The organism is Klebsiella sp. P1954 (assembly GCF_018199955.1).
Taxonomy (GTDB): Bacteria; Pseudomonadota; Gammaproteobacteria; order Enterobacterales; family Enterobacteriaceae; genus Klebsiella; species Klebsiella pneumoniae.
Map to the genome: position 1 here is coordinate 324684 of NZ_CP073373.1, position 23678 is coordinate 348361.

At 56.8% G+C, this 23678-nt stretch carries 22 protein-coding genes; 17 read left to right on the forward strand and 5 right to left on the reverse strand.

The features are described from left to right. Positions 1-4 precede the first annotated feature (4 nt). Positions 5-343 (reverse strand): carboxymuconolactone decarboxylase family protein, encoded by a 339-nt coding sequence (locus tag KB890_RS01635; RefSeq protein WP_004179843.1) that lies wholly within the window; start codon positions 341-343, stop codon positions 5-7. 30 nt (positions 344-373) lie between these two features. Further along, positions 374-655 (reverse strand): hypothetical protein, encoded by a 282-nt coding sequence (locus KB890_RS01640; protein WP_004179839.1) that lies wholly within the window; start codon positions 653-655, stop codon positions 374-376. Between the two features lie 237 nt (positions 656-892). On the opposite strand from KB890_RS01640, the gene gcvA reads away from it, so the two are divergent. The 10 genes from gcvA to KB890_RS01690 all read left to right on the forward strand — a co-directional run bounded on the left by gcvA (position 893) and on the right by KB890_RS01690 (position 13514). After that, complete coding sequence (gcvA, locus tag KB890_RS01645; RefSeq protein ID WP_004179838.1) at positions 893-1855, forward strand: transcriptional regulator GcvA; 963 nt, start codon at positions 893-895, stop codon at positions 1853-1855. A gap of 410 nt (positions 1856-2265) precedes the next feature. Next, complete coding sequence (locus tag KB890_RS01650) at positions 2266-3822, forward strand: class I adenylate-forming enzyme family protein (protein WP_004179837.1); 1557 nt, start codon at positions 2266-2268, stop codon at positions 3820-3822. Beyond that, positions 3819-5411, forward strand: coding sequence for an acyl CoA:acetate/3-ketoacid CoA transferase (locus KB890_RS01655; protein ID WP_004179836.1), 1593 nt, complete (start codon positions 3819-3821; stop codon positions 5409-5411). The genes KB890_RS01650 and KB890_RS01655 overlap by 4 nt, the downstream gene beginning before the upstream one ends. 11 nt (positions 5412-5422) lie before the next feature. After that, the gene (gene fabG, locus KB890_RS01660; RefSeq protein WP_004179835.1) at positions 5423-6157 is read left to right on the forward strand and encodes a 3-oxoacyl-ACP reductase FabG; all 735 of its coding nucleotides are present in this window, start codon (positions 5423-5425) and stop codon (positions 6155-6157) included. A gap of 11 nt (positions 6158-6168) precedes the next feature. Beyond that, complete coding sequence (locus KB890_RS01665; RefSeq protein ID WP_004179834.1) at positions 6169-7359, forward strand: thiolase family protein; 1191 nt, start codon at positions 6169-6171, stop codon at positions 7357-7359. 135 nt (positions 7360-7494) lie between these two features. Further along, complete coding sequence (locus tag KB890_RS01670) at positions 7495-8832, forward strand: MFS transporter (protein WP_004179833.1); 1338 nt, start codon at positions 7495-7497, stop codon at positions 8830-8832. A 13-nt stretch (positions 8833-8845) separates the two neighbouring features. After that, positions 8846-9724 (forward strand): SMP-30/gluconolactonase/LRE family protein, encoded by an 879-nt coding sequence (locus KB890_RS01675; protein ID WP_004179832.1) that lies wholly within the window; start codon positions 8846-8848, stop codon positions 9722-9724. Between the two features lie 76 nt (positions 9725-9800). Further along, the gene (locus KB890_RS01680; RefSeq protein ID WP_004176181.1) at positions 9801-11171 is read left to right on the forward strand and encodes an MFS transporter; all 1371 of its coding nucleotides are present in this window, start codon (positions 9801-9803) and stop codon (positions 11169-11171) included. 13 nt (positions 11172-11184) lie between these two features. After that, positions 11185-12360, forward strand: coding sequence for a glycerate kinase (locus tag KB890_RS01685; protein ID WP_020323808.1), 1176 nt, complete (start codon positions 11185-11187; stop codon positions 12358-12360). Next, positions 12357-13514, forward strand: coding sequence for a CdaR family transcriptional regulator (locus KB890_RS01690; RefSeq protein WP_002904834.1), 1158 nt, complete (start codon positions 12357-12359; stop codon positions 13512-13514). The genes KB890_RS01685 and KB890_RS01690 overlap by 4 nt, the downstream gene beginning before the upstream one ends. 82 nt (positions 13515-13596) lie before the next feature. On the opposite strand, the gene KB890_RS01695 is transcribed toward KB890_RS01690, so the two are convergent. Then, complete coding sequence (locus KB890_RS01695; RefSeq protein WP_004179830.1) at positions 13597-14472, reverse strand: NAD(P)-dependent oxidoreductase; 876 nt, start codon at positions 14470-14472, stop codon at positions 13597-13599. Positions 14473-14583: 111 nt separating this feature from the next. Continuing rightward, positions 14584-15381: a LysR family transcriptional regulator gene (locus KB890_RS01700; RefSeq protein ID WP_020323809.1), complete on the reverse strand. Its 798-nt coding sequence runs from the start codon at positions 15379-15381 to the stop codon at positions 14584-14586. 111 nt (positions 15382-15492) lie between these two features. Here KB890_RS01700 and KB890_RS01705 point away from each other — a divergent pair, with 111 nt between their 5' ends. Next, entirely contained in the window at positions 15493-16236 is a 744-nt protein-coding gene (locus KB890_RS01705; protein WP_002904827.1) for a sulfite exporter TauE/SafE family protein, read from the forward strand. 5 nt (positions 16237-16241) lie between these two features. On the opposite strand, the gene KB890_RS01710 is transcribed toward KB890_RS01705, so the two are convergent. Continuing rightward, complete coding sequence (locus KB890_RS01710) at positions 16242-16940, reverse strand: GntR family transcriptional regulator (RefSeq protein ID WP_002904825.1); 699 nt, start codon at positions 16938-16940, stop codon at positions 16242-16244. Between the two features lie 267 nt (positions 16941-17207). On the opposite strand from KB890_RS01710, the gene KB890_RS01715 reads away from it, so the two are divergent. From KB890_RS01715 to KB890_RS01740, 6 genes are all read left to right on the forward strand, one after another. Continuing rightward, positions 17208-18740 (forward strand): PTS transporter subunit EIIC, encoded by a 1533-nt coding sequence (locus KB890_RS01715; protein ID WP_004179828.1) that lies wholly within the window; start codon positions 17208-17210, stop codon positions 18738-18740. An 11-nt stretch (positions 18741-18751) separates the two neighbouring features. Then, positions 18752-20080, forward strand: a complete 1329-nt coding sequence (locus KB890_RS01720) for a 6-phospho-alpha-glucosidase (RefSeq protein WP_094965667.1) — start codon at positions 18752-18754, stop codon at positions 20078-20080. Positions 20081-20825: 745 nt separating this feature from the next. Then, positions 20826-22271, forward strand: a complete 1446-nt coding sequence (locus KB890_RS01725; RefSeq protein ID WP_004143440.1) for a sugar porter family MFS transporter — start codon at positions 20826-20828, stop codon at positions 22269-22271. Beyond that, a complete protein-coding gene (locus KB890_RS01730) occupies positions 22261-22704 on the forward strand; it encodes a PTS sugar transporter subunit IIA (protein WP_002904819.1) in 444 nt (147 codons plus the stop codon). The genes KB890_RS01725 and KB890_RS01730 overlap by 11 nt, the downstream gene beginning before the upstream one ends. A gap of 416 nt (positions 22705-23120) precedes the next feature. Further along, the gene (locus tag KB890_RS01735; RefSeq protein WP_004179827.1) at positions 23121-23360 is read left to right on the forward strand and encodes a hypothetical protein; all 240 of its coding nucleotides are present in this window, start codon (positions 23121-23123) and stop codon (positions 23358-23360) included. 24 nt (positions 23361-23384) lie between these two features. Next, positions 23385-23525 carry a hypothetical protein gene (locus KB890_RS01740; protein WP_002904814.1) on the forward strand — a complete coding sequence of 47 codons (141 nt, stop codon included), beginning with the start codon at positions 23385-23387 and terminating at the stop codon, positions 23523-23525. The last annotated feature ends 153 nt before the right edge of the window (positions 23526-23678 follow it).

The window sequence follows — 23678 nt, forward strand, 5'->3', positions numbered from 1 at the left end:
TTATTTACTTAGGTAGGTTATCGAAGGCGTCCAATGCGCGGCTGGAATAGACCAACGCAGCGCCAGTGTTCAGTGTGATTGCCACACCTAAAGCCTCGGCGATTTCTTCGCGCGTCGCCCCCTGTTTTGCAGCAGCTTCAGCATGGACGGACAGACATCCATCACAACGGGTCGTGACCGCCACTGCCAACGCGATGAGCTCATGTGTTTTGGCGTCCAGGTGGCCTGTTACGACAGCTGCATTTTGCATCTTATCGATGCCTTGCATCACATCGGGTTGCAGACCTGCGAATTTCCCGATCGCTGCCCGGAGTTCTTTCCGCATTTCAGTCCAGTGAACCATCACTGCTATCTCCGTTTGATCAATGCGTTATCAGGCAACGTCGTAGATACGCACGTCAGGCGCGCGGTTCAGATAGGGTTTGAGCGCCTCAACCACATCTGCGGTAAATAACTGAGATCCGAGATACGCCTCAGCCTGTTTAGCCGTGTGGAAACTATGCAGAACCTGCACATCTTCGGCACGTACCAACAGCTCTTTTGAAACAGCGCCGTCGATCGTTGAGAGGAATGGTGCTTTGTATTTTTGATATACCGCTGCAGCGGCTGCTCTGTTCTTTTCGCTGATATCCAGGGTGATCTGCAAATAAGCCATTGAAAACTCCTTAATTCATTTGATCGCTAAAGTCATAAAGATAGCCTCAGGCCATACTTCGTTACGGTGACACCCGCTTGCCTATCGCAAAGAAAAGCTTTGCGCATAAACTCAACACTCTGTGTTGGGGTTACAATAATTTATTTTGTAATCCTCACCGTTTCTGCATTATGTTAAGCAATGCCCTCATGAACAAATGAGATAATCTTGGTTTTGTAAGAAGGTTTTCTATCAGGTATGAAGACACCCGTTCATCTCAATGCACTACGTGCATTTGAAGCCAGCGCGCGCCACCAGAGCTTTTCTCTTGCAGCCGAGGAGTTAAACGTCACCCCAGCAGCCGTCGGACAACTGGTGCGTTCACTTGAAGAAGTGATCGGTTTTCCGCTGTTTCACCGCAGCAATAATCGTCGCGCCGCCCTCGTTTTAACGGAGCCTGCGCTCCGTGCGCTCCCCGATATACGCATGGGTTTTCAAAGCCTAAACCTGGGGATGACGCTCCTGCGGGAGGGCGCGACAAACGGTATTCTGAACGTAACCGTCAGCCCTGCCTTTGCAGCTAAGTGGTTATTGCCACGCATTGAAGATTTTCAGCATAAATGGCCTGATATCGATGTTCGCCTGGAAACTAGCCTGAAGTTAATGGACTTCACTGCACAGGGTATGGATGTGGGTATTCGCTATGGTCTGGGACAATGGGAAGGATTGAAGGCAGAATGCTTGATGTCGGAGGAGGTTTTCCCGGTGTGCGCCCCCTCCCTCATATCGGTGAATCCTGCGATTAACTGTCTAACGGGAGTCACTGAGCAAACGCTTATTCACGATCTGTCGATGGAGCAACACAAAGATTTTATCACCTGGGATCGCTGGTTACGGCGTTTTAACGTTCAGTCGATAGCACGTAAACCCGCCTTGCGGATAAATAACTCCGCAGCAGTACTTCAGGCAGCTATTGATGGCCACGGTATCGCTCTGGCACGGAGCATAATGGTTGATGATGACATCAAAAGTGGGCGCCTTATTCGCTTATGTCCCGATGTTTCGCTGACAAGCCCGCTATCTTATTATCTGGTATACAGGCCCGGATGCGATAGTCTGCCGAAAATTGCCAATTTTCGAGCGTGGATAATTGAGCAAGCTCAGGCGTTTAATCACGCCATAAATCCCGGCAACCTCTCCAGCAAAATCGAACCACTGTAAATTTTTCAGGTCCAGGCAATGGCTTGGGATTCACGTGTTCGCCACATAATAAACAAAACTCATAGCTGTGCCTGGGGTTTTGATCCAGACACGAAAGGTCGTTTGTCTTAGATTGTATGCGAACGTTCATCACGTAACACAAACAGAACATTCATACCGTGTGCTTAAGGAAGCCCCCCTTCACTCTTTTAGGCCCGGTTAATACGGGTCTAAAAGATAGCGTCCTCTGGCTTTGTTCACGTCGGTTTGATTCGCTGATATCTCTCCCCCACCCGGTCTCTCCTGCCCATTGTGCAATGTTACAAAATTGCTTCTGTTTTGTTGATTTTCTATTGTGAGCCATTCGGCAATTTCCTCTCCTGAATTTCCCCAGACTACTCCTACTCAATACGCGATATCAGGAGAGACACATGAACAGCACCTCCGCCGACTTCCAGAATCTGTACCAGGCCCTGAGCCACAGCGCCGCCCGCAGCCCGGATGCCCTGGCGCTGGCGTTTGAGGATCGGCGCTATCTGTACCGCGATTTTCATCTGCGGGTACAGCGGGCGATGGCGCAGCTTGATCGCGGCTGGTCGCTGCGCAAAGGCGACCGTATTCTGCTGGCCTGGGGCAATCACCCCGCTTTTTGCGAAGTCCTTTTTGCCGCGCTGGGTTTGGGCATCGAAGTGGTGCCTTTCAGCACCAAGCTTAAGCAGGCCGAAAGCGAGGCGCTGGTAGGCCATATCGCTCCCCGGGTTGTCCTGTTCGATGCGACCGTGCAGGACTGGCTGAAAAACACCCCCGACGCGCGTGCGGTTTCACTCAGCGAATGGCAGGCGCTCTGCCTTCCCGAACCGCTGACCCGCCCGCCGGTCCCGGTTAACCGCGACGATACGGCGGTGATGATGTTCACCTCCGGCACCACCGGAGAGCCTAAAGGGGCGATTATCACCCACAATAACCTGCTCTGCGCGATTGACGCCTATACGCAAAAACTGAATCTCACCGCCGCGGATAGCACCATCCTGGCGGTGCCTATCTATCACATCACCGGCCTGTCGGCGCTGCTGGCGCTGTTTATTAGCCTCGGCGCGAGCATCTGGCTGCAGCATCGGTTCAATGCCCCGCAGGTGATCACCACCCTGCGCGAGCAGAACATTACCTTTCTGCACGGCTCGCCCACCATTTTTATCCTTCTTTGCCAGGCTGCGCGTGAGCAGAGCGCCAGCCATCCCAGCGATTTTCCGGCATTGCGCACGATTGCCTGCGGCGCTGGCCACTTGAGCGATGGACTGATCAAGGAGTTAAAAACCCTGTTCCCGCATACCGCGATTCAGCCAATCTACGGCCTCACCGAAACGACCTCGCCTGCGACGATTTTTCCGGGCGACGTCTGGGGCAGCGATAAATGCGGCAGTTCAGGTCAGGCGATCCCGGGTCTCGCCATTACCATCCGCAACGATCGCCAGCAGCCCCTCCCCGCCGGACAAATCGGCCATATCTGGCTAAAAGGCGATGTGGTGATCCGCGAATACTGGCAGCACAGCGAGCGACGCCCGAGCTGCGATGCGCAGGGCTGGTTTTGTACCGGCGATCTGGGCTATCTCGACGACGAAGGCTGGCTGTACATCAAAGACCGCAGCAAGGACATGATCAATCGCGGCGGCGAGAAAATTTACTCACTGGAGCTGGAAAACATTCTCTCTACCTATCGGGGAGTACGGGAAGTTGCCGTCATCCCGACCCCCAGCCCGGTCTACGGCGAAGAGCCCGTGGCGTTTATCGTGCCGGATGGCCAGCATCACCTGACCAGCGAAGAGATCCTCGACTGGCTGAAGGTCAAAATCGCCCGCTTTAAGCTACCGGCGCGCATTATTTTCACCCGTGCTTTACCGCGTACCCACAACGGCAAAGTGAGCAAACAGCAGCTCAAAACGCGTCTCGCAGAATCCATCATCACGCTATCAACGGAGGATAAAAAGTGAGCAGCAAATTTATCGACGCCCATGAGGCGGCGCGGTGGGTCGCCAGCGGCGACACCGTCTGCACCGTCGGGATGACGCTTATCGGCGCGGCGGAGTCCATTTTAAGCGCCATCGAAGCGCGCTTTCTGACCGCGGGCGAACCGCGTGACCTGACGCTACTGCATGCCGCGGGGCAAAGCGATCGCCAGCGCGGTATCCAGCACTTTGCCCATCCGGGTATGGTGACCCGCCTTATCGGTTCGCACTGGGGCCTGGCGCCGCGCTGGATGGCGATGATCAACAACAACGAAGTGGAAGCCTGGTGCCTGCCGCAGGGGCAGATCGTTCATCTCTATAGCGCGATGGCCGCCGGACTGCCGGGGCGGCTTTCCCCCGTCGGTCTCGGTACCTTTGTCGATCCGCGCATAGAGGGCGGAAGGATGAACGCCCGCACCCGCGAACGACCCAATCTGATCGAGCACGTCACGTTTCGCGGCGACGAATATCTGTTTTATCCGGCTCTTCCTCTGGACGTGGTCATTGTGCGCGGCACCCATGCTGATGAAGACGGCAACCTCACGACCGATGAAGAGGTGATGAAGCTGGAAGTCCTGCACGCCGTTCTCGCCGCCAGACGCTACGGGGCGAAGGTGCTGGCGCAGGTGAAATATCGCGTAGCGAAAGGCTCGCTGCATCCGAAAAGCATCACCGTTCCCGGCAACCTGATCGACGCCATCGTGGTATGCGAAGAGCCGCAGACGGATCACCGCCAGACTTCAAGCTGGGCCTTCGACCCAGCGCTGTGCGGCGATATCCAGCTGCCCGCCGCGCAGAATGCGCCGCTGCCGCTGGATCTGCGCAAGCTTATCGGGCGGATTGCCTGCCGCTATCTGACCCCCGGCTGCGTCATCAATCTCGGCACCGGTATTCCCAATGACGTGATTGGCGCCATCATTCACGAGGAACAGCTCGGGGAGCAGGTCACCATCACCGTCGAGTCAGGGATCTACGGCGGGCAGCAGGCGGGTGGCGTGGATTTTGGTATCGGCCGTAATCTGAGCGCGATGATTAGCCACCAGGATCAAATGCTCTACTACAACGGCGCAGGAGTCGACATCACCTTTATGGGGGCCGGCGAGATGGACCCGCACGGGCACGTCAATGCCACACGGCTCGGCGCATCCTGCCCCGGCGCGGGCGGTTTTATCGATATCACCCAGAATGCCCGCCACGTCGTGTTCTGCTCCTCTTTTACCGCCAAAGGGCTGGAGATCGCCTGTGAACACGGGGCGCTGCATATCCGCCGCGAAGGCGAGGTGCGTAAATTCGTCGCCGGGGTAAACCAGATTTCTTACAACGGCGAACTGGCCCGCGCCAAAGGACAAACCATGCATTACGTCACCGAACGGGCGGTTTTCGAACTGCGCCCGGAAGGACCGGTGCTGACGGAAATCGCCCCCGGCATCGATCTTGAGCGCGACATCCTGGCGCATATGGATTTTCATCCGGCGATCGCCGCGGATCTTCAGGTTATGGACAGCCGATTGTTCGCCCCGCCGCCCTGCGGTCTCGCGGAACATCTGTCCCGGAATTCATCCTCTGACTCATAAGGAACGTTGCTATGAAACTTGCCAGTAAAACCGCCATTGTCACCGGCGCCGCACGCGGTATCGGCTTTGGCATTGCCCAGGTGCTTGCGCGGGAAGGCGCGCGAGTGATTATCGCCGATCGTGATGCACACGGCGAAGCCGCCGCCGCTTCCCTGCGCGAATCGGGCGCACAGGCGCTGTTTATCAGCTGCAATATCGCTGAAAAAACGCAGGTCGAAGCCCTGTTTTCCCAGGCCGAAGAGGCGTTTGGCCCGGTAGACATTCTGGTGAATAACGCCGGAATCAACCGCGACGCCATGCTGCACAAATTAACGGAAGCGGACTGGGACACGGTTATCGACGTTAATCTGAAAGGCACTTTCCTCTGTATGCAGCAGGCCGCTATCCGCATGCGCGAGCGCAGTGCGGGCCGCATTATCAATATCGCTTCCGCCAGCTGGCTTGGCAACGTCGGGCAAACCAACTATTCGGCGTCAAAAGCCGGCGTGGTGGGAATGACCAAAACCGCCTGCCGCGAACTGGCGAAAAAAGGTGTCACGGTGAATGCCATCTGCCCGGGCTTTATCGATACCGACATGACGCGCGGCGTACCGGAAAACGTCTGGCAAATCATGGTCAGCAAAATTCCCGCGGGTTACGCCGGCGAGGCGAAAGACGTCGGCGAGTGTGTGGCGTTTCTGGCGTCCGATGGCGCGCGCTATATCAATGGTGAAGTGATTAACGTCGGCGGCGGCATGGTGCTGTAAGGAGAAAAACAATGACCCAGGCTAATGATATTGTGATTGTCAGCGGCGTCCGTACCGCTATTGGCACGTTTAACGGCAGTCTTAAACATACCCATCAGCATGACCTTGGGGCCGCCGTCATTCGCGAAGCGATCGCCCGCGCCGGGATTGCGCCGCAGGATATCGACGAAACGATCGTCGGCAACGTTGGGCAAATCGCCGAAAGCGGTTTTATCGCCCGCATCTGTCAGCTGCGCGCGGGGATCCCGCAGGAGAGCACCGCCTATTCCGTTAACCGCCAGTGCGGCTCCGGACTTCAGGCCCTGGCGGACGGCATGATGCAGCTGCAAAGCGGCCAGGCCGAGGTGGTCGTCGCCTGCGGCACTGAAAATATGACCCAGCTGCCCTACTACCTGCGTAAAGCGCGCGATGGCTATCGCATGGGCCATGGCGAGCTGGAAGATGGCCTGATCTCCATTCTCACCTGGCCGGAAGGCCCTTATCACAACGGCATCACCGCGGAAAACGTCGCGCAACGCTTCGGTATTACCCGCGAAGCGATGGACGATTTCGCCTGGTCGAGCCAGCAGAAGGCGCTGAAGGCGATCGCGGAGGGTCGCTTTCGCGAGCAGATCCTGGCCCTTGAGGTGCCGGACGGCAAAAAAGCGACCCGCCTGTTTGCGACCGATGAACACCCGCGCGACACCCCGCGTGAAAAGCTCGCCACGCTGCGTCCGGCGTTTAAAGCCGACGGCGTGGTGACGGCGGCCAACTCATCGGGCATTAACGACGGCGCGGCGGCGCTGGTGATGATGACCCGCCAGCAGGCGGAAAAACGCGGCTTAACCCCGCGCATGCGCATTCGCGGCTGGGCGGTCGCCGGCTGCGGGGCGGAGATTATGGGGTTTGGTCCCTCTCCCGCTACCCGACGCCTGATGGACCGTCTCAATATAGATGTGCAGTCCATTGATTTAATTGAACTCAACGAGGCCTTCGCCGCTCAGGCGCTGGCGGTGATGAACGATCTGCGTCTCGACCCGGCCCGCGTTAACGTCAACGGCGGCGCGATCGCCCTCGGCCACCCGGTAGGCGCCAGCGGTGCGATTCTGCCGGTCAAACTGATGTATGAAATGGCGCGCAGCGGCGCACGCACTGGTCTGGTCACCATGTGCATCGGCGGCGGCCAGGGGATTTCTATGCTGTTCGAGCGCGAAGGCGCTTAGCAAAAGACGGCCCGAAGTGGGGCTTCGGGCCGGGCGTCGTTCGGGTCAGCACCCGGCGACAACCTGTGAGCTGACGAACGGGATCGTCTCGATCCCGGCAAGGCTTCTGACCACGAATACGGGGAAATAATAACCATGTCCGCAATAAATGAAAAGGCGGTAAACGGGACGCAGCTGCAACGCACCCATAAAAAAATCTACCGCCATTTGATGCCGCTGCTTATCGTGGCGTACATCATCAGCTTTATTGATCGTACAAATATTGGCATGGCGAAAGCGACCATGTCGGTGGATATCGGCCTTTCCGCAACCGCATTCGGCCTCGGGGCCGGGTTGTTTTTTCTCACCTACGCAGTGCTGGAGATCCCCAGTAACCTGTTTCTCACCCGGATTGGCGCACGGCGCTGGATAGCTCGCATCATGATTACCTGGGGCATCCTCTCCTGCGGTATGGCGTTTGTCACCGGGCCTACGTCCTTTTACGTGATGCGCCTTCTGCTCGGCGCCGCCGAAGCGGGACTCTATCCGGGCATTATTTACTACCTCACCCTCTGGTTTGGCCGCGAAGAGCGCGCAAAAGCCACCGGCCTGTTCCTGCTGGGGGTCTGTCTGGCCAATATTATCGGCGCGCCGCTGGGCGGATTGTTATTAAGCCTTGATGGCATGTCCGGCTGGCACGGCTGGCAGTGGATGTTCTTTATCGAAGGGCTGCCTGCGATAGCGCTGGCGTTCGTCGTCTGGCGCAGACTGCCGGATAAACCAGCCGACGCCCGCTGGCTGGACAGCGACGATGTGCAAGCCATTAACGCGGTACTGGCGAAAGAAGCCGAGGAAACGCGCCATACGCCGAGCCGTTTCTCCCTGAAAACCGCGCTGTCCACCCGAGTGTTTTTGTTGCTGGTGCTGATTTACTTTACCCACCAGTTTTCGGTTTACGGCCTGAGTTATTTCCTGCCGGGGATCATCGGTAGCTGGGGCCAGCTTACTCCGCTGCAGATTGGTCTGCTGACCGCCATCCCGTGGATTTCCGCCGCCGCGGGTGGGATCCTGCTGCCGCGATTCGCCCGCACGGAACAGCGTTCCCGCAGCATGCTGATGGCCGGATATCTGGTCATGGCGACCGGCATGGCGATTGGCGCCATTGCCGGCCACGCTGTGGCGCTGCTTGGCTTCTCGCTGGCCGCTTTCATGTTCTTCGCTATGCAATCCATCATCTTTAACTGGCTCCCGTCCATCATGAGCGGGCATATGCTGGCGGGCAGCTTCGGCCTGCTCAACTGCCTCGGGCTGTGCGGGGGCTTTCTCGGGCCGTTTATTCTCGGCGCGTTTGAGGACCGCACCGGTGCGGCAACGTCCGGCTTATGGTTCGCTGTCGCGCTACTGATTATCGGCGCGCTGGTGTCCCTGTTTCTCAAAAGTTCCTCATCCCCAGGCTCCGTATCGGCGAAACAGGCCCACGGCGAAAAAGTGTAATCAGGAGGCCATTATGCGCATTGAAGTGTTACTGGATTTAAAAACCCGACTCGGCGAAAGCCCGGTCTGGGATGTCGAACAGCAGCGTCTTTGGTGGGTGGACAGCCTCGACGGGCGCCTGTTCGCCTGCAACGCGCAGGGCGGCGCGATCAAGAGCTGGGACGTGCGACAGAAAATTGGCTCTTTCGCCCTGCGCCAGAACGGCGCAGGCGCGGTGGTGGCGCTGCAGAATGGCGTTCATCTGCTCGACTTCGCCAGCGGCGAGCTGACGCTGTTGCACCATCCGGAAGCGGACCGACCCTTTAACCGGCTCAACGACGGCAAAGTCGATCGTCAGGGACGCTTTCTGTTCGGGTCAATGGATATGCGCGAAGAGGAACCGAGCGGCGCGCTATATCGCCTGGACGCCGATCTGTCCCTGCACGTGCTGAAGAAAGACATTATCGTCTCTAACGCCCCCTGCTGGAGCCCCTCCGGCGAGACCTTCTATTTTGCCGATACCTGGACGGGCGAAATCTGCGCCTGGGACTACAACACCGCGACCGGCGATCTTTCCGGCGAACGGGTCTTTTGCCATGTCGATCGCAGCGAAGGCGGCGCGGCGGACGGCGCCACCGTGGACAGCGAAGGCTATCTGTGGAACGCGCTGGTCTACGCGGGCAAGCTGGTGCGCTATACCCCGGAGGGCAAGGTCGATCGCATCATTGAGATGCCGGTGAAAAAAGTGACCAGCGTGATGTTCGGCGGCGAAAACCTTGATGTGCTGTACGTCACCTCCATGGCGCAGCCGCCCCTGCCGCGCTTCCCGGAAGATAATCAGCTGCGCGGCAGCCTGTTCGCCATTTACGACCTGGGCGTGACCGGCGTAGCGGAACGGCGCTTCGCCGGCTAAACGAACCACCGGCTCGCCGCGATAACAATAATACCCGGCGAACTGACTCTGACCCTGACACCAGGCGGCGCGCATCATGCTGTCGCGACGCCGCGGAGTAAACACGACTATGACAACAATCAATCACACACCTGCCGGCGAACAACGTGGCAAAAAGCGGCTGATACATCGCTTCTCCTGGGTTTCGCTACTGGTTTGCTGGCTAATCTGGGTGCTTAACGCCTACGATCGCGAGATGATCCTGCGCCTTGGCCCGGTCATCTCTAAGGAGTTCTCGCTCTCGCCGGAACAGTGGGGCAATATCGTCGCCCTGATCATGGTAGCCCTTGCGGTGCTGGATATTCCCGGCTCCATCTGGAGCGATCGCTACGGGTCTGGCTGGAAACGAGCGCGCTTTCAGGTACCGCTGGTGCTGGGCTATACCGCGCTGTCTTTTATTTCCGGGATAAAAGCGATCAGCCACGGGCTGACGGCCTTTGTGCTGCTGCGCGTGGGCGTCAACCTTGGGGCCGGCTGGGGCGAACCCGTCGGCGTCAGCAACACCGCGGAGTGGTGGCCGAAAGAGAAGCGTGGTTTTGCGCTGGGGGTGCATCATACCGGCTATCCGATTGGCGCGCTGCTGAGCGGCGTGGTGGCAAGCCTGGTGCTTGCCACGTTTGGCGAAGGCAGCTGGCGCTACTGCTTCCTGCTGGCGCTGCTCGTCGCCATCCCGCTAATGATCTTCTGGGCAAAATATTCTACCGCCGACCGCATCAACACGCTTTATCAGCATATCGACAGCCAGGGGTTGACGCGCCCGGCGACGCAGGAAAGCAGCCATGTCGCCAAAGGCGAAGGGATGAAGACCTTTTTACGCACCCTGCGCAACCGCAATATTTCGCTGACGGCGGGCAATACCCTGCTAACGCAAATCGTCTATATGGGCATTAACGTTGTACTGCCCCCGTATCTTTATCACGTCTCCGGCCTGTCGCTGGCGGCGTCCGCCGGGCTGAGTATTATCTTCACGCTTACCGGTACCCTGGGTCAGGTAATCTGGCCCTGGCTGTCGGATAGCTTTGGCCGTAAACGAACCCTGATCGTCTGCGGTCTGTGGATGAGTATCGGCATTGCGCTGTTCTATTTCGCCACCAATATGCCGCGCCTTATCGCCATTCAGCTATTTTTTGGCCTGGTGGCCAACGCCGTGTGGCCTATCTACTACGCCATGGCGTCGGACTCCGCCGAAGAACGCGCCACCTCTACCGCTAACGGAATTATTACCACGGCGATGTTTATCGGCGGCGGCATTTCGCCATTGCTTATGGGCTGGCTCATTCAGTTTGGCGGCGGCTGGGAAAATCCAGCGGGTTATATCTACGCCTTCTTTACCATGGCGGGATGTGCGCTGCTGGGGATGTTATTACAGCTCATGACCACCGATAAAACGCCGCGCAAAGCGCATTAACGCAGGAGAACGTATGAAGATTGTTATCGCGCTGGATTCGTTTAAAGGTAGCTGCAGCGCGCAGGCCGCTTGCGCAGCGGTAGCCCAGGGATTGCGCCGGGTTGACCAGACGCTGGAGCTGGTCGAAATGCCCGTGTCCGACGGCGGAGAGGGACTGCTGTCGACACTGGCGGATAGTCCGTTGCTTAAGGGGGCGGTGTGGCAACAGCAGCGCTTTACCTCGCCTTATGGCCTCTCCCTGCAGGCGGATTTCCTGATCCTGCCCGGCGAGCGGGCCATTATCGAGATGGCGCAAAGCTGTGGGCTCGAACTCACGCCGCCAGCGCAGCGGGATGTGCGTCAGGCCAGCAGCTACGGGCTGGGCGAACAGGTAAAGGCGGCGCTGGACGCCGGGTGTCGGCACTTGATTATCGGCCTGGGCGGCAGCGCGACCAACGATGGCGGCATCGGTTTTGCCCAGGCGCTCGGCGCACGATTCTGGCGTAAGGACGGCACCCTGCTGCCGGCTCCCGCGGCAGGTCAGGACCTGGCGCATATTCAGCGCATCGATTTGAGCGGTCTGGACCCGCGTCTACAGCAAAGCGAAATACAGGCCTCCTGCGATGTCACTAACCCTCTGCTTGGCGAGCATGGCGCCACCTGGGTGTATGGGGCGCAGAAAGGCGCGGACGAGGCGGCGCTCTGCGAACTGGAGGCGGGAATGGCGCATTATAGCCAGCTGCTTACGCAAACCCTCGGATTCGACGTCAGCGGACGGCCCGGCGCCGGGGCCGCGGGCGGTATGGGGGCTGCGCTTATCGCCTATACCGGCGCCACGCTGCGTCCGGGCATTGACCTGGTGCTGGAGCTGCTTAACGCCGACGACCATCTTCGCGATGCCGCGCTGACGATCGTGGGTGAAGGCTGGCTCGATCGGCAGAGCGCCTTTGGTAAGGCCCCGGTGGGCGTGGCAGGCAAAGCCGCACGCCATGGCGTGCCGGTTGTGGCCCTTTGCGGCGGGCGTGATGAGAGCAGCCGGCAATTATATCAACACCATATTGACGCAATGTGGTCTATTTGCCAGCGCCCTATGGCGCTGGCAGAGTCGATGAACACATGCGAACCGCTCCTCGCCGACGCCGCGGAGAATGTTCTACGAACCTTTCTGAGCGGGTGGCGCGGAGAGGCACATAAGCGGATAACTGTATGATTATTACAACAGCGCTGGCTAATGAAATTGTCGCCCGGGCAATGGCGATAATTCATCATAACGTGAATGTGATTGACCATCATGGACAGATCATTGCCTCAGGTGAACGGCATCGTATCGGCGAACAGCATGAAGTCGCCCGGGAGGTAATACGCACCGGGAAACGCATTTGTATTAACAACGCCGCGGAAGCCGCGCGTTTTCACAACGTGCATCCTGGTATTAATCATCCCATTATCTATGACGATCGCGTGGTGATGGTGGTAGGCATCAGCGGCGATCCCGCGGCGATAAGCCGCTATGCTGAACTGGCGGTGCTCACCGCCGAACTGCTGGTCCGCCAGGCCATAGAGATGCGGGAAACCAACTGGCGGCAACGTCTGCGTGACACCTTGTTTTGTCAGTATCTGGAACAAGGGGCTACGCCCGCCGGGCAAGAAGCGCTTCATCGCCTGCTGGAACTTGGTTTCGATTTTGATACACCGCGGGTTCCGATCGTAGTGACCGTGCAGGTCGAACAGCATCAGTTAAGCGACATACTGAGTACGCTGTTGCGGGAATTCTCGCAGCTCTCCGGCGTAAGTGATGTTATTTTGCTGGGCAGCCATGAAATATTGATCCTCAACGCGCTAAGCGAAGCCCAGGAAACCCTGCTGCGGGGCATTGAGTTTGTACTGAGTAATCAGATAAGCCATTACCATATCGGGATTGGCGTGCAGGCGGACAGCGCCCCGGACATTCGCGAGGCCATTCGGTTCGCCCGCTCGGTGATCGAAGTGGGTAGCAAAGTGCAGCCGCAGCGGCAGATCTACTACTTTCGCGAAATGGCAATGCTCTGCCTGTTCAGGGTGCTGGAAGACAGCTATATGGTCAATTTTTTTATCAATAACGTACGCCAGCTGCTTGAGCATGATTCCGGCGAAGTACTGCTGGATACCCTGAGCAGCTTTATTGCCAATAATGCCGAACCGGGCAAAACGTCGCTGCTGTTGGGGATTCATCGTAATACGCTCACCTATCGGCTGCAGCAAATTAAAAAGCATATACAGCTCGATCCGATGGTCTTCACCGACCTGACGCAGCTGGCGGTGTCGGTACACTGTTATCGCCGGCTGAATCCGCGCCAGAGCGAATGGATTGATAGCTTAAGCTAACGTACGATAGATTCGAATTGATGCCCCATCCGCCAGGATAAGTGGCCACCATGGCCACTTCTTTCCTGGCGTGGGTAGGAAACTACGCTTTTGACGACGGCGACAGCCACTGATATACCGCAGACAAATCCTCTCCGGCATATCCCGCGTCCGCCGCCTGCTGCCACAGTTCGGCGATGTTTTCCAGCCCCGGCATGGTGTGCGGCTCGGCCAGGGAAAGCGCCAGCCGGGCATCTTTCAGGGCATGCGCCAGCTGCATCTGCGGGGTAAACTGCTCGCTGGCGATGGCGTCCAGTTTCACTTTGACATAGGGCGCCGCCAGCGGGCCGCCTTCCAGGGCGCTCCACAGCTGGTCGGGGGTGAAGCCCAGCGTCTTCGCCAGCTGGGCGCTTTCCGCGATGCCCTGCATCATCGAAATCAGCCAGGCATTGAGGACCAGCTTCATTTTCTGGCTGTTGCCCGCCTCGCCAAACCACTGCGTCCCGCGGGAGATAGCCGCAAACACCGGTTCGGCAGCGGCGCCCTTTTCCCGATCTCCGCTGGCGAGCACCAGGATCTGTGCCTTCTCCGCTGGGGCTTTGGTCCCCGACACCGGGGCATCGATATAGGTCATCGCTGGCTGAAGTTCCCGCAACATAGCGATGGCCTGCCGGGTCTCCGGCAGGCCAATGGTGCCCATCTGGCAATAGATCGCCTGCGGCTGACAGGCGGGCGCGATTTGCGCCAGTACCTCGAGGGTGGCCTCGCCGTCGGCGAGCATACTGATGATCACCTCGGCATCGGCCACCGCCTGCTGCGGCGTGGCGTGCAGAGATAACCCATGCGCCTGTAAATCTTCGCCGCGGGCTGGCGAACGGTTCCAGCCGGCAACGGTAAAGCCGTTTTTCAGCAGGTTACTGGCAAAAGCGTGTCCCATGGCGCCGAGTCCCAGCACCGCGACCTTTGGTAATGTACTCATCTTGTCTGTCCTGATTCGCGTCTTAATAAAAGCGGACCTCTACTATCGCATCTCTGGCACGGATGTCAGTAGCAATAACGGGCATGAAAAGTGACACTGTCACTGATATTCTCAAGGCTGACGAAGCCATTCCAGTAAGCGGCGCATCGCTGGCGACAGGCTGGCGTCATCCTGGTAGCACAGGCACAAACGGCGCTGCGCCCAGCGGTCCTGTAACCCGATGACGGCAAACGAATAGCGCTGCCGGTAACGCTCGGCAATAACGCGCGGCAGGATCGCCCCGCCGGCGCCGTGCGCCACCATCTCGCAAAGCCCTGCAAAATGGCTCATCCTGACCCGAACGTTTAGCGCCTGGCCGAGTTCAGCTGCGTGCTGTTCGATATGCTGCTGTAGCGCACTGGTCTGATAGAGGGCGACCAACGGCTCGTTGAGCACCGCCGCAAACGCCACTTCCTCTTTTTCGGCCAGAGGGTGAGCTGGCGGCACGCCCGCCAGGATACAGCTGACGATATCCGCGCTGGTGCGTTCTTCGGTTTCGATCTGCACCGCCGGGTGCGCTGCCATCCAGGCGGCGAGCTTCCCCGGCAGAAAGGCCGACATCGCCGAGGTGTTGGCGAACAGGCGCAGCGTCCCCCGCTGACCGCAGGCGAAGGCGTGCATCGCCTGGCGCAGACGCTGCTGCTGCGCAAGAAGCGGGCGGGCATGGCGCGCCAGTACCTCCCCGGCCTCTGTCATCGTCACCCCGCGGGCATGACGGTGCAATAGCGGCACGCCGATCTCGGCCTCCATCTTGCGCAGCCTCTCACTGGCGGACGCCAGGGCCAGATGGGCATTCGCCGCTCCGCCGGTGATACTGCCGGTATCCACGATGGCGATAAATAGCCGCAGATCGGCCAGATCCAGTCGCATCAGGCCCTCCTTTCCCTTCGGTTTTTCCGTAGTCTATGGCCAACATACCGCATTGTGGCCCTCACGACCAGCTGTTTCAATGCCCCTTTCTACCCTGAAAAGTGAGCCATAATGTTCGATTTACACACGATCTCTTTCCTGTTGATCTTTATTGCCGCCGGGCTGGTCAAAGGGGTGACCGGCATGGGATTGCCCACCGTGGCGATGGGCCTGCTTGGCCTGCTGATGCCGCCGCAGGCCGCAGCGGCGCTGCTGGTGCTTCCCTCGCTGCTCACCAATCTCTGGCAGTTACTGGCAGGCCCGGCGCTGGCGCAGATTGTACGCCGTCTCTGGCTTATGATGACCGGGATTATTATTGGCACGTTGGCCGGATCCTCACTGCTGATCGGCCTCAATCCTCGGTGGTCGGCGCTGGCGCTTGGCGCCGCATTGATAGTCTATGCCGGGTATGCGCTCTGCAGTCCGGTGTTTCAGGTTTCCGGCCGCGTGGAGAAGTGGCTGTCGCCGCTCATGGGCGGGCTTACCGGCGTTATCACCGGGGCGACTGGGGTATTTGTTATTCCGGCCGTTCCCTGGCTACAGGCGCTGGGCTTTCGTCGCGACGAGCTGGTGCAGGCCCTGGGGTTGTCGTTCACCCTTTCCACTCTGGCGTTGGCGGCTGGCCTCGCCCTGCACGATGGCTGGCATGATGATGCATGGCTATTGTCGGCGCTGGCGCTGTTGCCGGCGCTGCTCGGCATGTGGCTGGGACAGCGGATCCGCTCGCGTCTCAGCCCGCAGCGCTTTCGTCAGGGCTTTCTGTTGTTCCTGCTGGCGCTGGGGATAGAGCTGATCGCCCGGGGATGGCTGGTCTGAATCCTCTAGCGGCGGGTAATGTGCTTCACATTGTACTTACTGGTGTTCTGGTAGATCTCTGAGAAATCGACGATCGCCCGGTTCTGGGCGTAGCTGATCGACTGCACCCGCAGCAGGAGGCTGTTTGGCGCCACCTGCAGCAGCTCCGCCTGCTCACGGGTCGCCAGCACCGGGGTATAGCTGCGGTGGCTCTCGATGATGGTGATATGGCACTCTTTTTTGAAATAGTTGAACTTAGACTGCTCGAGGTTACCCACGCTGAGCCAGGGGAAGGTGGCGAATGGAATATAGCTGTTTTCCACCAGGATTGGGACCTCATCGATCAGCCGCAGCCGTCTGACGTAATACACTTTCTCCCCCGGCTGGATCTTTAGCTGCTGGGCAATGGCTGGCGGGGCATCAAGCAGGGTAAATTCAATAACTTTGTTACGGTAGTTGGTGACGCCCACCACCTGCATCTGGTAGTTAAAGCCCTCCAGTTCCCCGCCATGATAGTTACTTTTACGCACAATGCAGGTTCCGCTGCCGTGCCGCCGCGCGATCAGCTTTTCTTCCTCCAGTAGCGCCAGCGCTTTGCGCAGTGTCATCACCGAGACCTTCAGCTCCGCGGCGAGCGCTTTTTCGCTGGGCAGCATATCGCCGACGGCATAGTCGTCGCTGTTGATGCGGGTCCGCAGTTCAGTGGCAATCTTTTTATAAATCACTTTTAGATGTCTCGATGGAGTGGCGCCAGTCAACGGTAACCATGAATAACCTCATGTAATTAAATGATTATTTTTATCTTGCAGCGAAAAAATCAACAATGACACATCTATAAATCACGCCATATTTATATATCTGTCCAGCAATAATATATATGACTTTCGTCACAGATGGCCCTTTTCCTGCTCGGGTTCCCGGTGGTCTGCTCCTAGTCTGATAAGCCTATTCATCAGGTGATGACAGCGGTCTGCAAAGACGAGAGGACAACCATGATTGGAGTGAAAAAGCTTCAGGACTTTTCCAAGGCGATGATCGGGCCGGTGCTGTATCTGCCAGCTATCGGCCTGTTGATCGCCCTGTTCAGCATGACGACCAACCGGCTGTGGGTGGATGAAAGCAGCGGGCTCTACCTGGTGGGGAAATTTGTCTCCAGTATGCTCTGGGCGCTGATGAACCATCTTGGGTTTCTGTTCTGCCTTGGGCTGGCCAGCGGTCTGGCGAAAACCCGCAAGGCCGAAGCGGCCTTCGTGGCGGCCATGACCTGGCTGATGTACCTGGCGGCGAATAATAGCTGGCTAACCCTCACCCATCGCCTGGCGACCGGAGCCACCAACGCGCAACTGTACGGCAGCGGACAAACCTTTATCTTCGGTTTTCAGGTTATCGATATGGGCGTATTCCTTGGGATTATCCTTGGCTGCGCTGTTGCCTTTGTCCATAATCGCGTGATTGGGATTGAGTTTCGCGGCGCGCTGTCGATCTACGGCAACAGTAAGCTGGTGCTGATCGTGATGCTGCCGCTGGTTGGCATGTTCGCCATCGCCACCGTCTATCTCTGGCCGGTAGTGGAGCTGGGCATTTCGGCGCTGACCGGCTTTATGAAATCCTTTGGCGCCATCGGGGTCTTCCTGTACGGCTTTCTCAACCGGTTCCTGATCCCCACCGGGCTGCATCATCTGATCTGGTCGCCGTTCGTTTTTACCTCTATCGGCGGTCAGCTGCTGATCGATGGTCAGACCGTCATTGGCGCTAAGCCTATTTTCCTGGCCGAAATCGCCCGCCACCCCGTTGACGCGCTCAGTGATTCCGCCCGTTTCCTCACCTATGGGATGGTGAAGATTTTTGGCACCGCCGGCATGGCGCTCGCCTTCTACCGTACGGCGAAACCGGAGAATAAGCAGCGGTTGAAAGTCACGCTGATCCCCTTGATTGTTACCTCCGTCCTGGTGGGGATCACCGAACCTTTTGAGTTTCTCTTTATCTTCACCGCCCCATTGCTGTGGCTTATCTACTCCCTGCTGGACGGTTTTTTCCAGATGCTGGCCTGGCTGCTTCACGTCAGGGTCTGCGCCACTAACGGTCTCATCGATTTCGTCGTCTATAACCTCCCGGCGGGAGTCAGCGCGACGCGCTGGCCGGTGTTTGTCGCCCTCGGTCTGCTGGAAACCGCGACCATGTACCTGGTCGGCACCTTCTGTATTACCCGTCTGCGGCTGCTCACCCCGGGCCGCGAAACCGCAGCCGAAGATGAGCATTCGCAACAGGCTAATAGCGAGCATCCGGATAAAGGCGCGCTGGTGATTGCCGGGCTGGGAGGGAAAGAGAATGTCTGTGCGGTGGGCAACTGTTTTACCCGTCTGCGGGTTGATGTGCGGGACCCCGCCCTTATCCAGCAGACGCTGTTGAAAGAGAGCGGCGGGAGCAGCGTGCTGATTAAAGGAAACCATGTCCAGGTTATCTATGGCCTGGGAGTTAACAAAATTCGAACGGCGGTCAACGCCAGTCTGGGTGTTATTGAATAACGAGGTGGTAAATGAAAGATAATTTTGTGGTCACCATTGCCGGCGGCGGCAGTACTTATACCCCTGGGATTGTGATGATGTTACTGGAAAATATGTCGCGCTTTCCCCTGCGGGAGATCCGTCTGTATGACAACCATCACCAGCGTCAGAAGACTATCGGCGACGCCTGCGCCATCCTGGTGGCTGAACGCTTCCCACAGGTGAAGTTCAGCTATACCACCGATCCGCAGGCGGCCTTTACCGACGTCGATTTCGTGATGGCGCATATTCGCGTTGGCCTGTATGAGATGCGGGAAAAGGATGAAAAGATCCCGCTGAAATATGGCGTGCCGGGCCAGGAGACCTGTGGTCCGGGTGGGATTGCCTACGGTATGCGCTCGATTGCCGGGGTGCTGGAGCTGGTCGATTATATGCAGCAGTACGCTCCAGGGGCCTGTATGCTCAACTACTCCAACCCGGCGGCTATCGTCGCGGAAGCGACCCGTCGCCTGCGGCCCGACGCGCGCATCATCAATATCTGCGATATGCCGGTGGCTATCGAGGGTCTGTTCGCCGACATCCTCGGCCTGCCGTCGCGCAAAGCGCTGAACGTTCGTTACTATGGCCTGAACCACTTCGGCTGGTGGACCAGCATCACCGATAAAGCCGGTAACGATTTGATGCCGGCGCTGAAGCGTCACGTGGCGGAACAGGGATACAGCAGCCCAAAAGAAGACTTTCAGCATAAGGCGCCGAGTTGGATCGAGACCTTTAAAAAGGTGAAGGATGTGTTTGCCCTCGATCCGACGACGCTGCCTAACACCTATCTGAAATACTATCTCTACCCGGACTATGAAGTGGCGCATTCCGACCCGGAGTTTACGCGGGCCAACGAGGTGATGGCCGGACGCGAAAAAGAGGTCTTTGATATGGCCCGGGAGATCACCCGTCGCGGCACGGCGGAAGGCGCGCATTTCCATGCCGGGGCCCATGCCACCTTTATCGTCGACCTCGCCTGCGCCATCGCCTTTAACACCCAGGAGCGGATGCTGTTGATCGTCGAGAACAACGGAGCCATCGCCAACTTCGATGAGACGGCGATGGTGGAAGTCCCCTGCCTGGTGGGCGTTAACGGTCCGGAACCGCTGGCGATGGGGAAAATCCCGTCATTCCAGAAAGGGTTGATGGAGCAGCAGGTGGCAGTTGAGAAACTGGTGGTTGACGCCTGGATTGAGGGCAGTTACCAGAAACTGTGGCAGGCCATCGCCCTGTCGAAAACGGTGCCCAGCGCTTCGGTGGCGAAAGCCATCCTCGATGAACTGATCGTCGCCAACGAAGGGTACTGGCCCGCACTGCACTGATCTTTTTCGTGATGGGTAAGATGCAGAGAATCCACCTTCTCTGCATTTTTACCCGGTGTTTCCCCCGGTGGTGCATTCATCCTTAACCTCCTCCCCCGTGGGCAAAGCGAATCGCTCATTTCCCCCTTCAGACCGGAGGTAAAAGGCCTCTATCTTCATTTTGCCCCGATCGTGACAATGAAATATAAATTCTATTCTTCAATATTATGGCGTAAAAATGTGATCTGCATAGTATTCTTCGATTTACATTAACCCACTGAAAACAACATCGTTATTACCTCACTGTAAATTTAACCTGCTTTTCATGGGGATATACTCCCTTTAGCCTTTGTGATTGGCTTCATGCATTTACCATTCTGCAACACTGATTTGAAATTAAATTTTCATAATGTGATCTTGTTGCATGTTCATTCCATTTCTTTGTGCCATATTCTTACCACGGTAAATCGCCGGAGCGACAGCAACGTGCCACACCAGAGCGCTGTTCATCGGCAAATGTCGTCGCGACTGACGCACTAAAGACCGCTAACCCGCAAAGGAGAACGGATATCGACTACATCCATGTCAACACCAAGCCGTAAACCTCTTTGACCGCCATTGCTTAGCGTACCCTGCCTTGTGCTGAGCAATTACACAAAGAAGAAAATCATTTAATTCAGTTAGATACGACAACACAGGCGTGATAAATCCTGACTGGGGAGATGTATTTTTATCTTGTGTCGTTCAACAAAATAAAGGGACTACCATGTCATTTATAACAAACCTGAACCAGCAACAGAGAAAACGACTTCATCAGATCACCTTAGTGGCCACCTTCGGCGGCCTGCTTTTCGGTTACGACACCGGCGTTATCAACGGCGCCTTTTCCTCACTGAAGCAGTACATGGCGCTGACCCCAACCACCGAAGGGCTGGTAATGAGCGTTCTGCTGGTCGGCGCCGCGCTGGGCAGCGTGTTTGGCGGCAAATTTGCCGATTACTTCGGCCGGCGTAAATATTTACTCTTTCTCTCCTTTGTTTTTCTCATCGGCGCGTTGCTTTCCGCCGCGGCCCCCGATATCACTACCCTGCTGATTGCCCGCGCCCTGCTGGGCTATGCCGTCGGCGGCGCTTCGGTCACCGCCCCCACTTTTATTTCAGAAGTGGCGCCTACCGAGATGCGCGGCAAGCTGACCGGCCTGAATGAAGTCGCCATCGTCATTGGCCAGCTGGCGGCGTTTGCCATCAACGCGATCATTGGCATCATCTGGGGCCATCTGCCGGACGTCTGGCGCTATATGCTGCTGGTACAAGCGATTCCGGCCATCTGCCTGTTCGTTGGCATGTGGCGCGCGCCGGAAAGCCCGCGCTGGCTGATCAGCAAAAATCGTCATGATGAAGCGCTGCATATCCTCAAACAAATCCGCCCGGCGGAACGCGCGCAGAAGGAGTACGATGACATCTCTACCCTGATCAAAATTGAAGCTGGTAATAAGTACAGCGCCCAGAGCACCTTTGCGACGATCGTCAAAACACCCTGGATCCTCAAAATTTTGCTGGTCGGCATTACCTGGGCCGCACTGCAGCAAACCACCGGCGTTAACGTCATTATGTATTACGGTACGGAAATCCTGAGTGCCGCCGGTTTCTCAGAGCGTACTTCGCTGATCTGCAACGTGCTGAACGGTGTTTTCTCCGTGGGCGGTATGCTGATCGGTGTGCTGTTCCTTGTCGACCGCTTCAAACGTAAGACAATCATCATCTACGGTTTCGCCATTATGGCAACCCTGCATCTGATTATCGCCGCTGTCGATTACACCCTGGTGGGTGACCTGAAAGCTACCGCCATCTGGCTGCTGGGCGCGCTGTTCGTCGGCGTGATGCAGGGCTCCATGGGCTTTATTACCTGGGTGGTATTAGCCGAACTGTTCCCGCTGAAATTCCGCGGACTGTCGATGGGGATCTCGGTATTTTTCATGTGGATCATGAACGCGGTGGTCAGCTATCTGTTCCCGCTGCTGCAGGCAAAACTGGGCCTTGGGCCAGTCTTCTTTATCTTCGCCGCCATTAACTATTTAGCCATTCTTTTCGTGGTCTTTGCCCTGCCCGAGACCTCCAATAAATCGCTTGAGCAGTTAGAAGCAGAGCTGTCAGCAAACCATGAAGATAAAAAATCCACTCGTCTCACCAGGGAGGTTGGTTATGATCGATAACATCACGCTGGATAATCTGCATATTGGCTGCAAAGCCAGTAATAAAGCGGAAGTCATCGCCATGATCGGCGCGGAGTTTAAAGCCAAAGGCTATGTCAATCAGGAATGTGTCCACTTTCTGCTGGAGCGTGAACATCAGGTCTCGACCTTTTTAGGCAATGGCATCACCCTGCCGCATTTGCCGAAATCCGCGACGGATATCATCCTTAAAACCGGGATTGAGATCTATCAGTTTCCTGATGGCGTAATCTGGGATCGGAGCAATGTAATGTTTATTGCCATCGGCGTGATCGCGAAAGAGAAAGAGCATATTGACGTACTCAAGGAAATTGCCTCGATATTTAGCGATGAGCTGATCGCTAATGCACTGTCATTAATCTCTGACAAACATGATTTCCTGAAAATTCTGCAGCATAACGCCTTGCCCCATTAAGTATGACACCGACCGGAGCTCTGGCCCCGGTCGGATTTTCACCCCTCGCCCAGCAAACATGGCGAATAATCTGATTCTCCCCGTTATAACCTCAATGGCAATAATAACCAGAGAAACCAACGTATTGCTACTTGCTTGAAGTACGCACATTAGCGCAGGTATCTCACAACTAAAATCCCATTAAAACAATGAGTTAAATATTCTCCAGGGCTACTGTTTCTCAGGTTTATTGCTCGCGCTGTTAGCACCGTACGCCAGTGATTCCTGCGGTATTCCATTAGTTTTGATTTATATCAATACCTGTTCGATCGTTAAAATGCATTTTACAGCGCGATTATTTTAGCAGGGTGAATACGACATTGGTTTTACGATTGGGATATTTATTTAGCCGACCCGCAAGTCTGTGGGGATGGCTGATGTGTAATGCGTTTAACGGTATTGCGATTGTCCTCTGCTTTCGTGGCATAAGCATCGTCACCGGTTTCAGCGAGGCGATCTGGCAGGTCATCATCACGCTGGCTATTATCATATCAACCTGGTACAGCGCTAACTATTTTGCTGCGCTGGAAGCTCGACGCGATAAACGACGCTATCTGCTGCTGGCCTGGGTGGTCATGACCATTCTGTTGAATTTTATTCACCTTGGCGGTGGTTAACGCCATTTATTAAAGGATCATACCATGACGCTGGCGATGCTGTTGGTGCTTATCAGCCACCATAAAGGGCTGACGCTCTTGCTGATCGTAATTATTGCGCTGCTGTTTATTGCGCTCACTCCGCTGGTCAAAAAACTGTTGAGTCACCTTCACGATCGTTCCTGAATTTTCTTTTATGACCGCCTATAGGGGGCCTTCTCTTCGTCATCTCCGTTTATCCCGTCACCCGCTCCCCCAGCATACAGTTTGTGGCAACGCCAGAAAAAGAAATGAGAACCATTATCATAAAAGCTGTGCTAACGTGTCAGCCCAACAATA

Bases quoted from the DNA above. Each gene is read 5' to 3' on its own strand.
- KB890_RS01635 (WP_004179843.1), bottom strand. From the start codon at position 343: ATGGTTCACTGGACTGAAATGCGGAAAGAACTCCGGGCAGCGATCGGG.
- KB890_RS01640 (WP_004179839.1), bottom strand. From the start codon at position 655: ATGGCTTATTTGCAGATCACCCTGGATATCAGCGAAAAGAACAGAGCA.
- gcvA (WP_004179838.1), top strand. From the start codon at position 893: ATGAAGACACCCGTTCATCTCAATGCACTACGTGCATTTGAAGCCAGC.
- KB890_RS01650 (WP_004179837.1), top strand. From the start codon at position 2,266: ATGAACAGCACCTCCGCCGACTTCCAGAATCTGTACCAGGCCCTGAGC.
- fabG (WP_004179835.1), top strand. From the start codon at position 5,423: ATGAAACTTGCCAGTAAAACCGCCATTGTCACCGGCGCCGCACGCGGT.
- KB890_RS01665 (WP_004179834.1), top strand. From the start codon at position 6,169: ATGACCCAGGCTAATGATATTGTGATTGTCAGCGGCGTCCGTACCGCT.
- KB890_RS01670 (WP_004179833.1), top strand. From the start codon at position 7,495: ATGTCCGCAATAAATGAAAAGGCGGTAAACGGGACGCAGCTGCAACGC.
- KB890_RS01675 (WP_004179832.1), top strand. From the start codon at position 8,846: ATGCGCATTGAAGTGTTACTGGATTTAAAAACCCGACTCGGCGAAAGC.
- KB890_RS01680 (WP_004176181.1), top strand. From the start codon at position 9,801: ATGCTGTCGCGACGCCGCGGAGTAAACACGACTATGACAACAATCAAT.
- KB890_RS01685 (WP_020323808.1), top strand. From the start codon at position 11,185: ATGAAGATTGTTATCGCGCTGGATTCGTTTAAAGGTAGCTGCAGCGCG.
- KB890_RS01690 (WP_002904834.1), top strand. From the start codon at position 12,357: ATGATTATTACAACAGCGCTGGCTAATGAAATTGTCGCCCGGGCAATG.
- KB890_RS01695 (WP_004179830.1), bottom strand. From the start codon at position 14,472: ATGAGTACATTACCAAAGGTCGCGGTGCTGGGACTCGGCGCCATGGGA.
- KB890_RS01700 (WP_020323809.1), bottom strand. From the start codon at position 15,381: ATGCGACTGGATCTGGCCGATCTGCGGCTATTTATCGCCATCGTGGAT.
- KB890_RS01705 (WP_002904827.1), top strand. From the start codon at position 15,493: ATGTTCGATTTACACACGATCTCTTTCCTGTTGATCTTTATTGCCGCC.
- KB890_RS01715 (WP_004179828.1), top strand. From the start codon at position 17,208: ATGATTGGAGTGAAAAAGCTTCAGGACTTTTCCAAGGCGATGATCGGG.
- KB890_RS01720 (WP_094965667.1), top strand. From the start codon at position 18,752: ATGAAAGATAATTTTGTGGTCACCATTGCCGGCGGCGGCAGTACTTAT.
- KB890_RS01725 (WP_004143440.1), top strand. From the start codon at position 20,826: ATGTCATTTATAACAAACCTGAACCAGCAACAGAGAAAACGACTTCAT.
- KB890_RS01730 (WP_002904819.1), top strand. From the start codon at position 22,261: ATGATCGATAACATCACGCTGGATAATCTGCATATTGGCTGCAAAGCC.
- KB890_RS01735 (WP_004179827.1), top strand. From the start codon at position 23,121: ATGTGTAATGCGTTTAACGGTATTGCGATTGTCCTCTGCTTTCGTGGC.
- KB890_RS01740 (WP_002904814.1), top strand. From the start codon at position 23,385: ATGACGCTGGCGATGCTGTTGGTGCTTATCAGCCACCATAAAGGGCTG.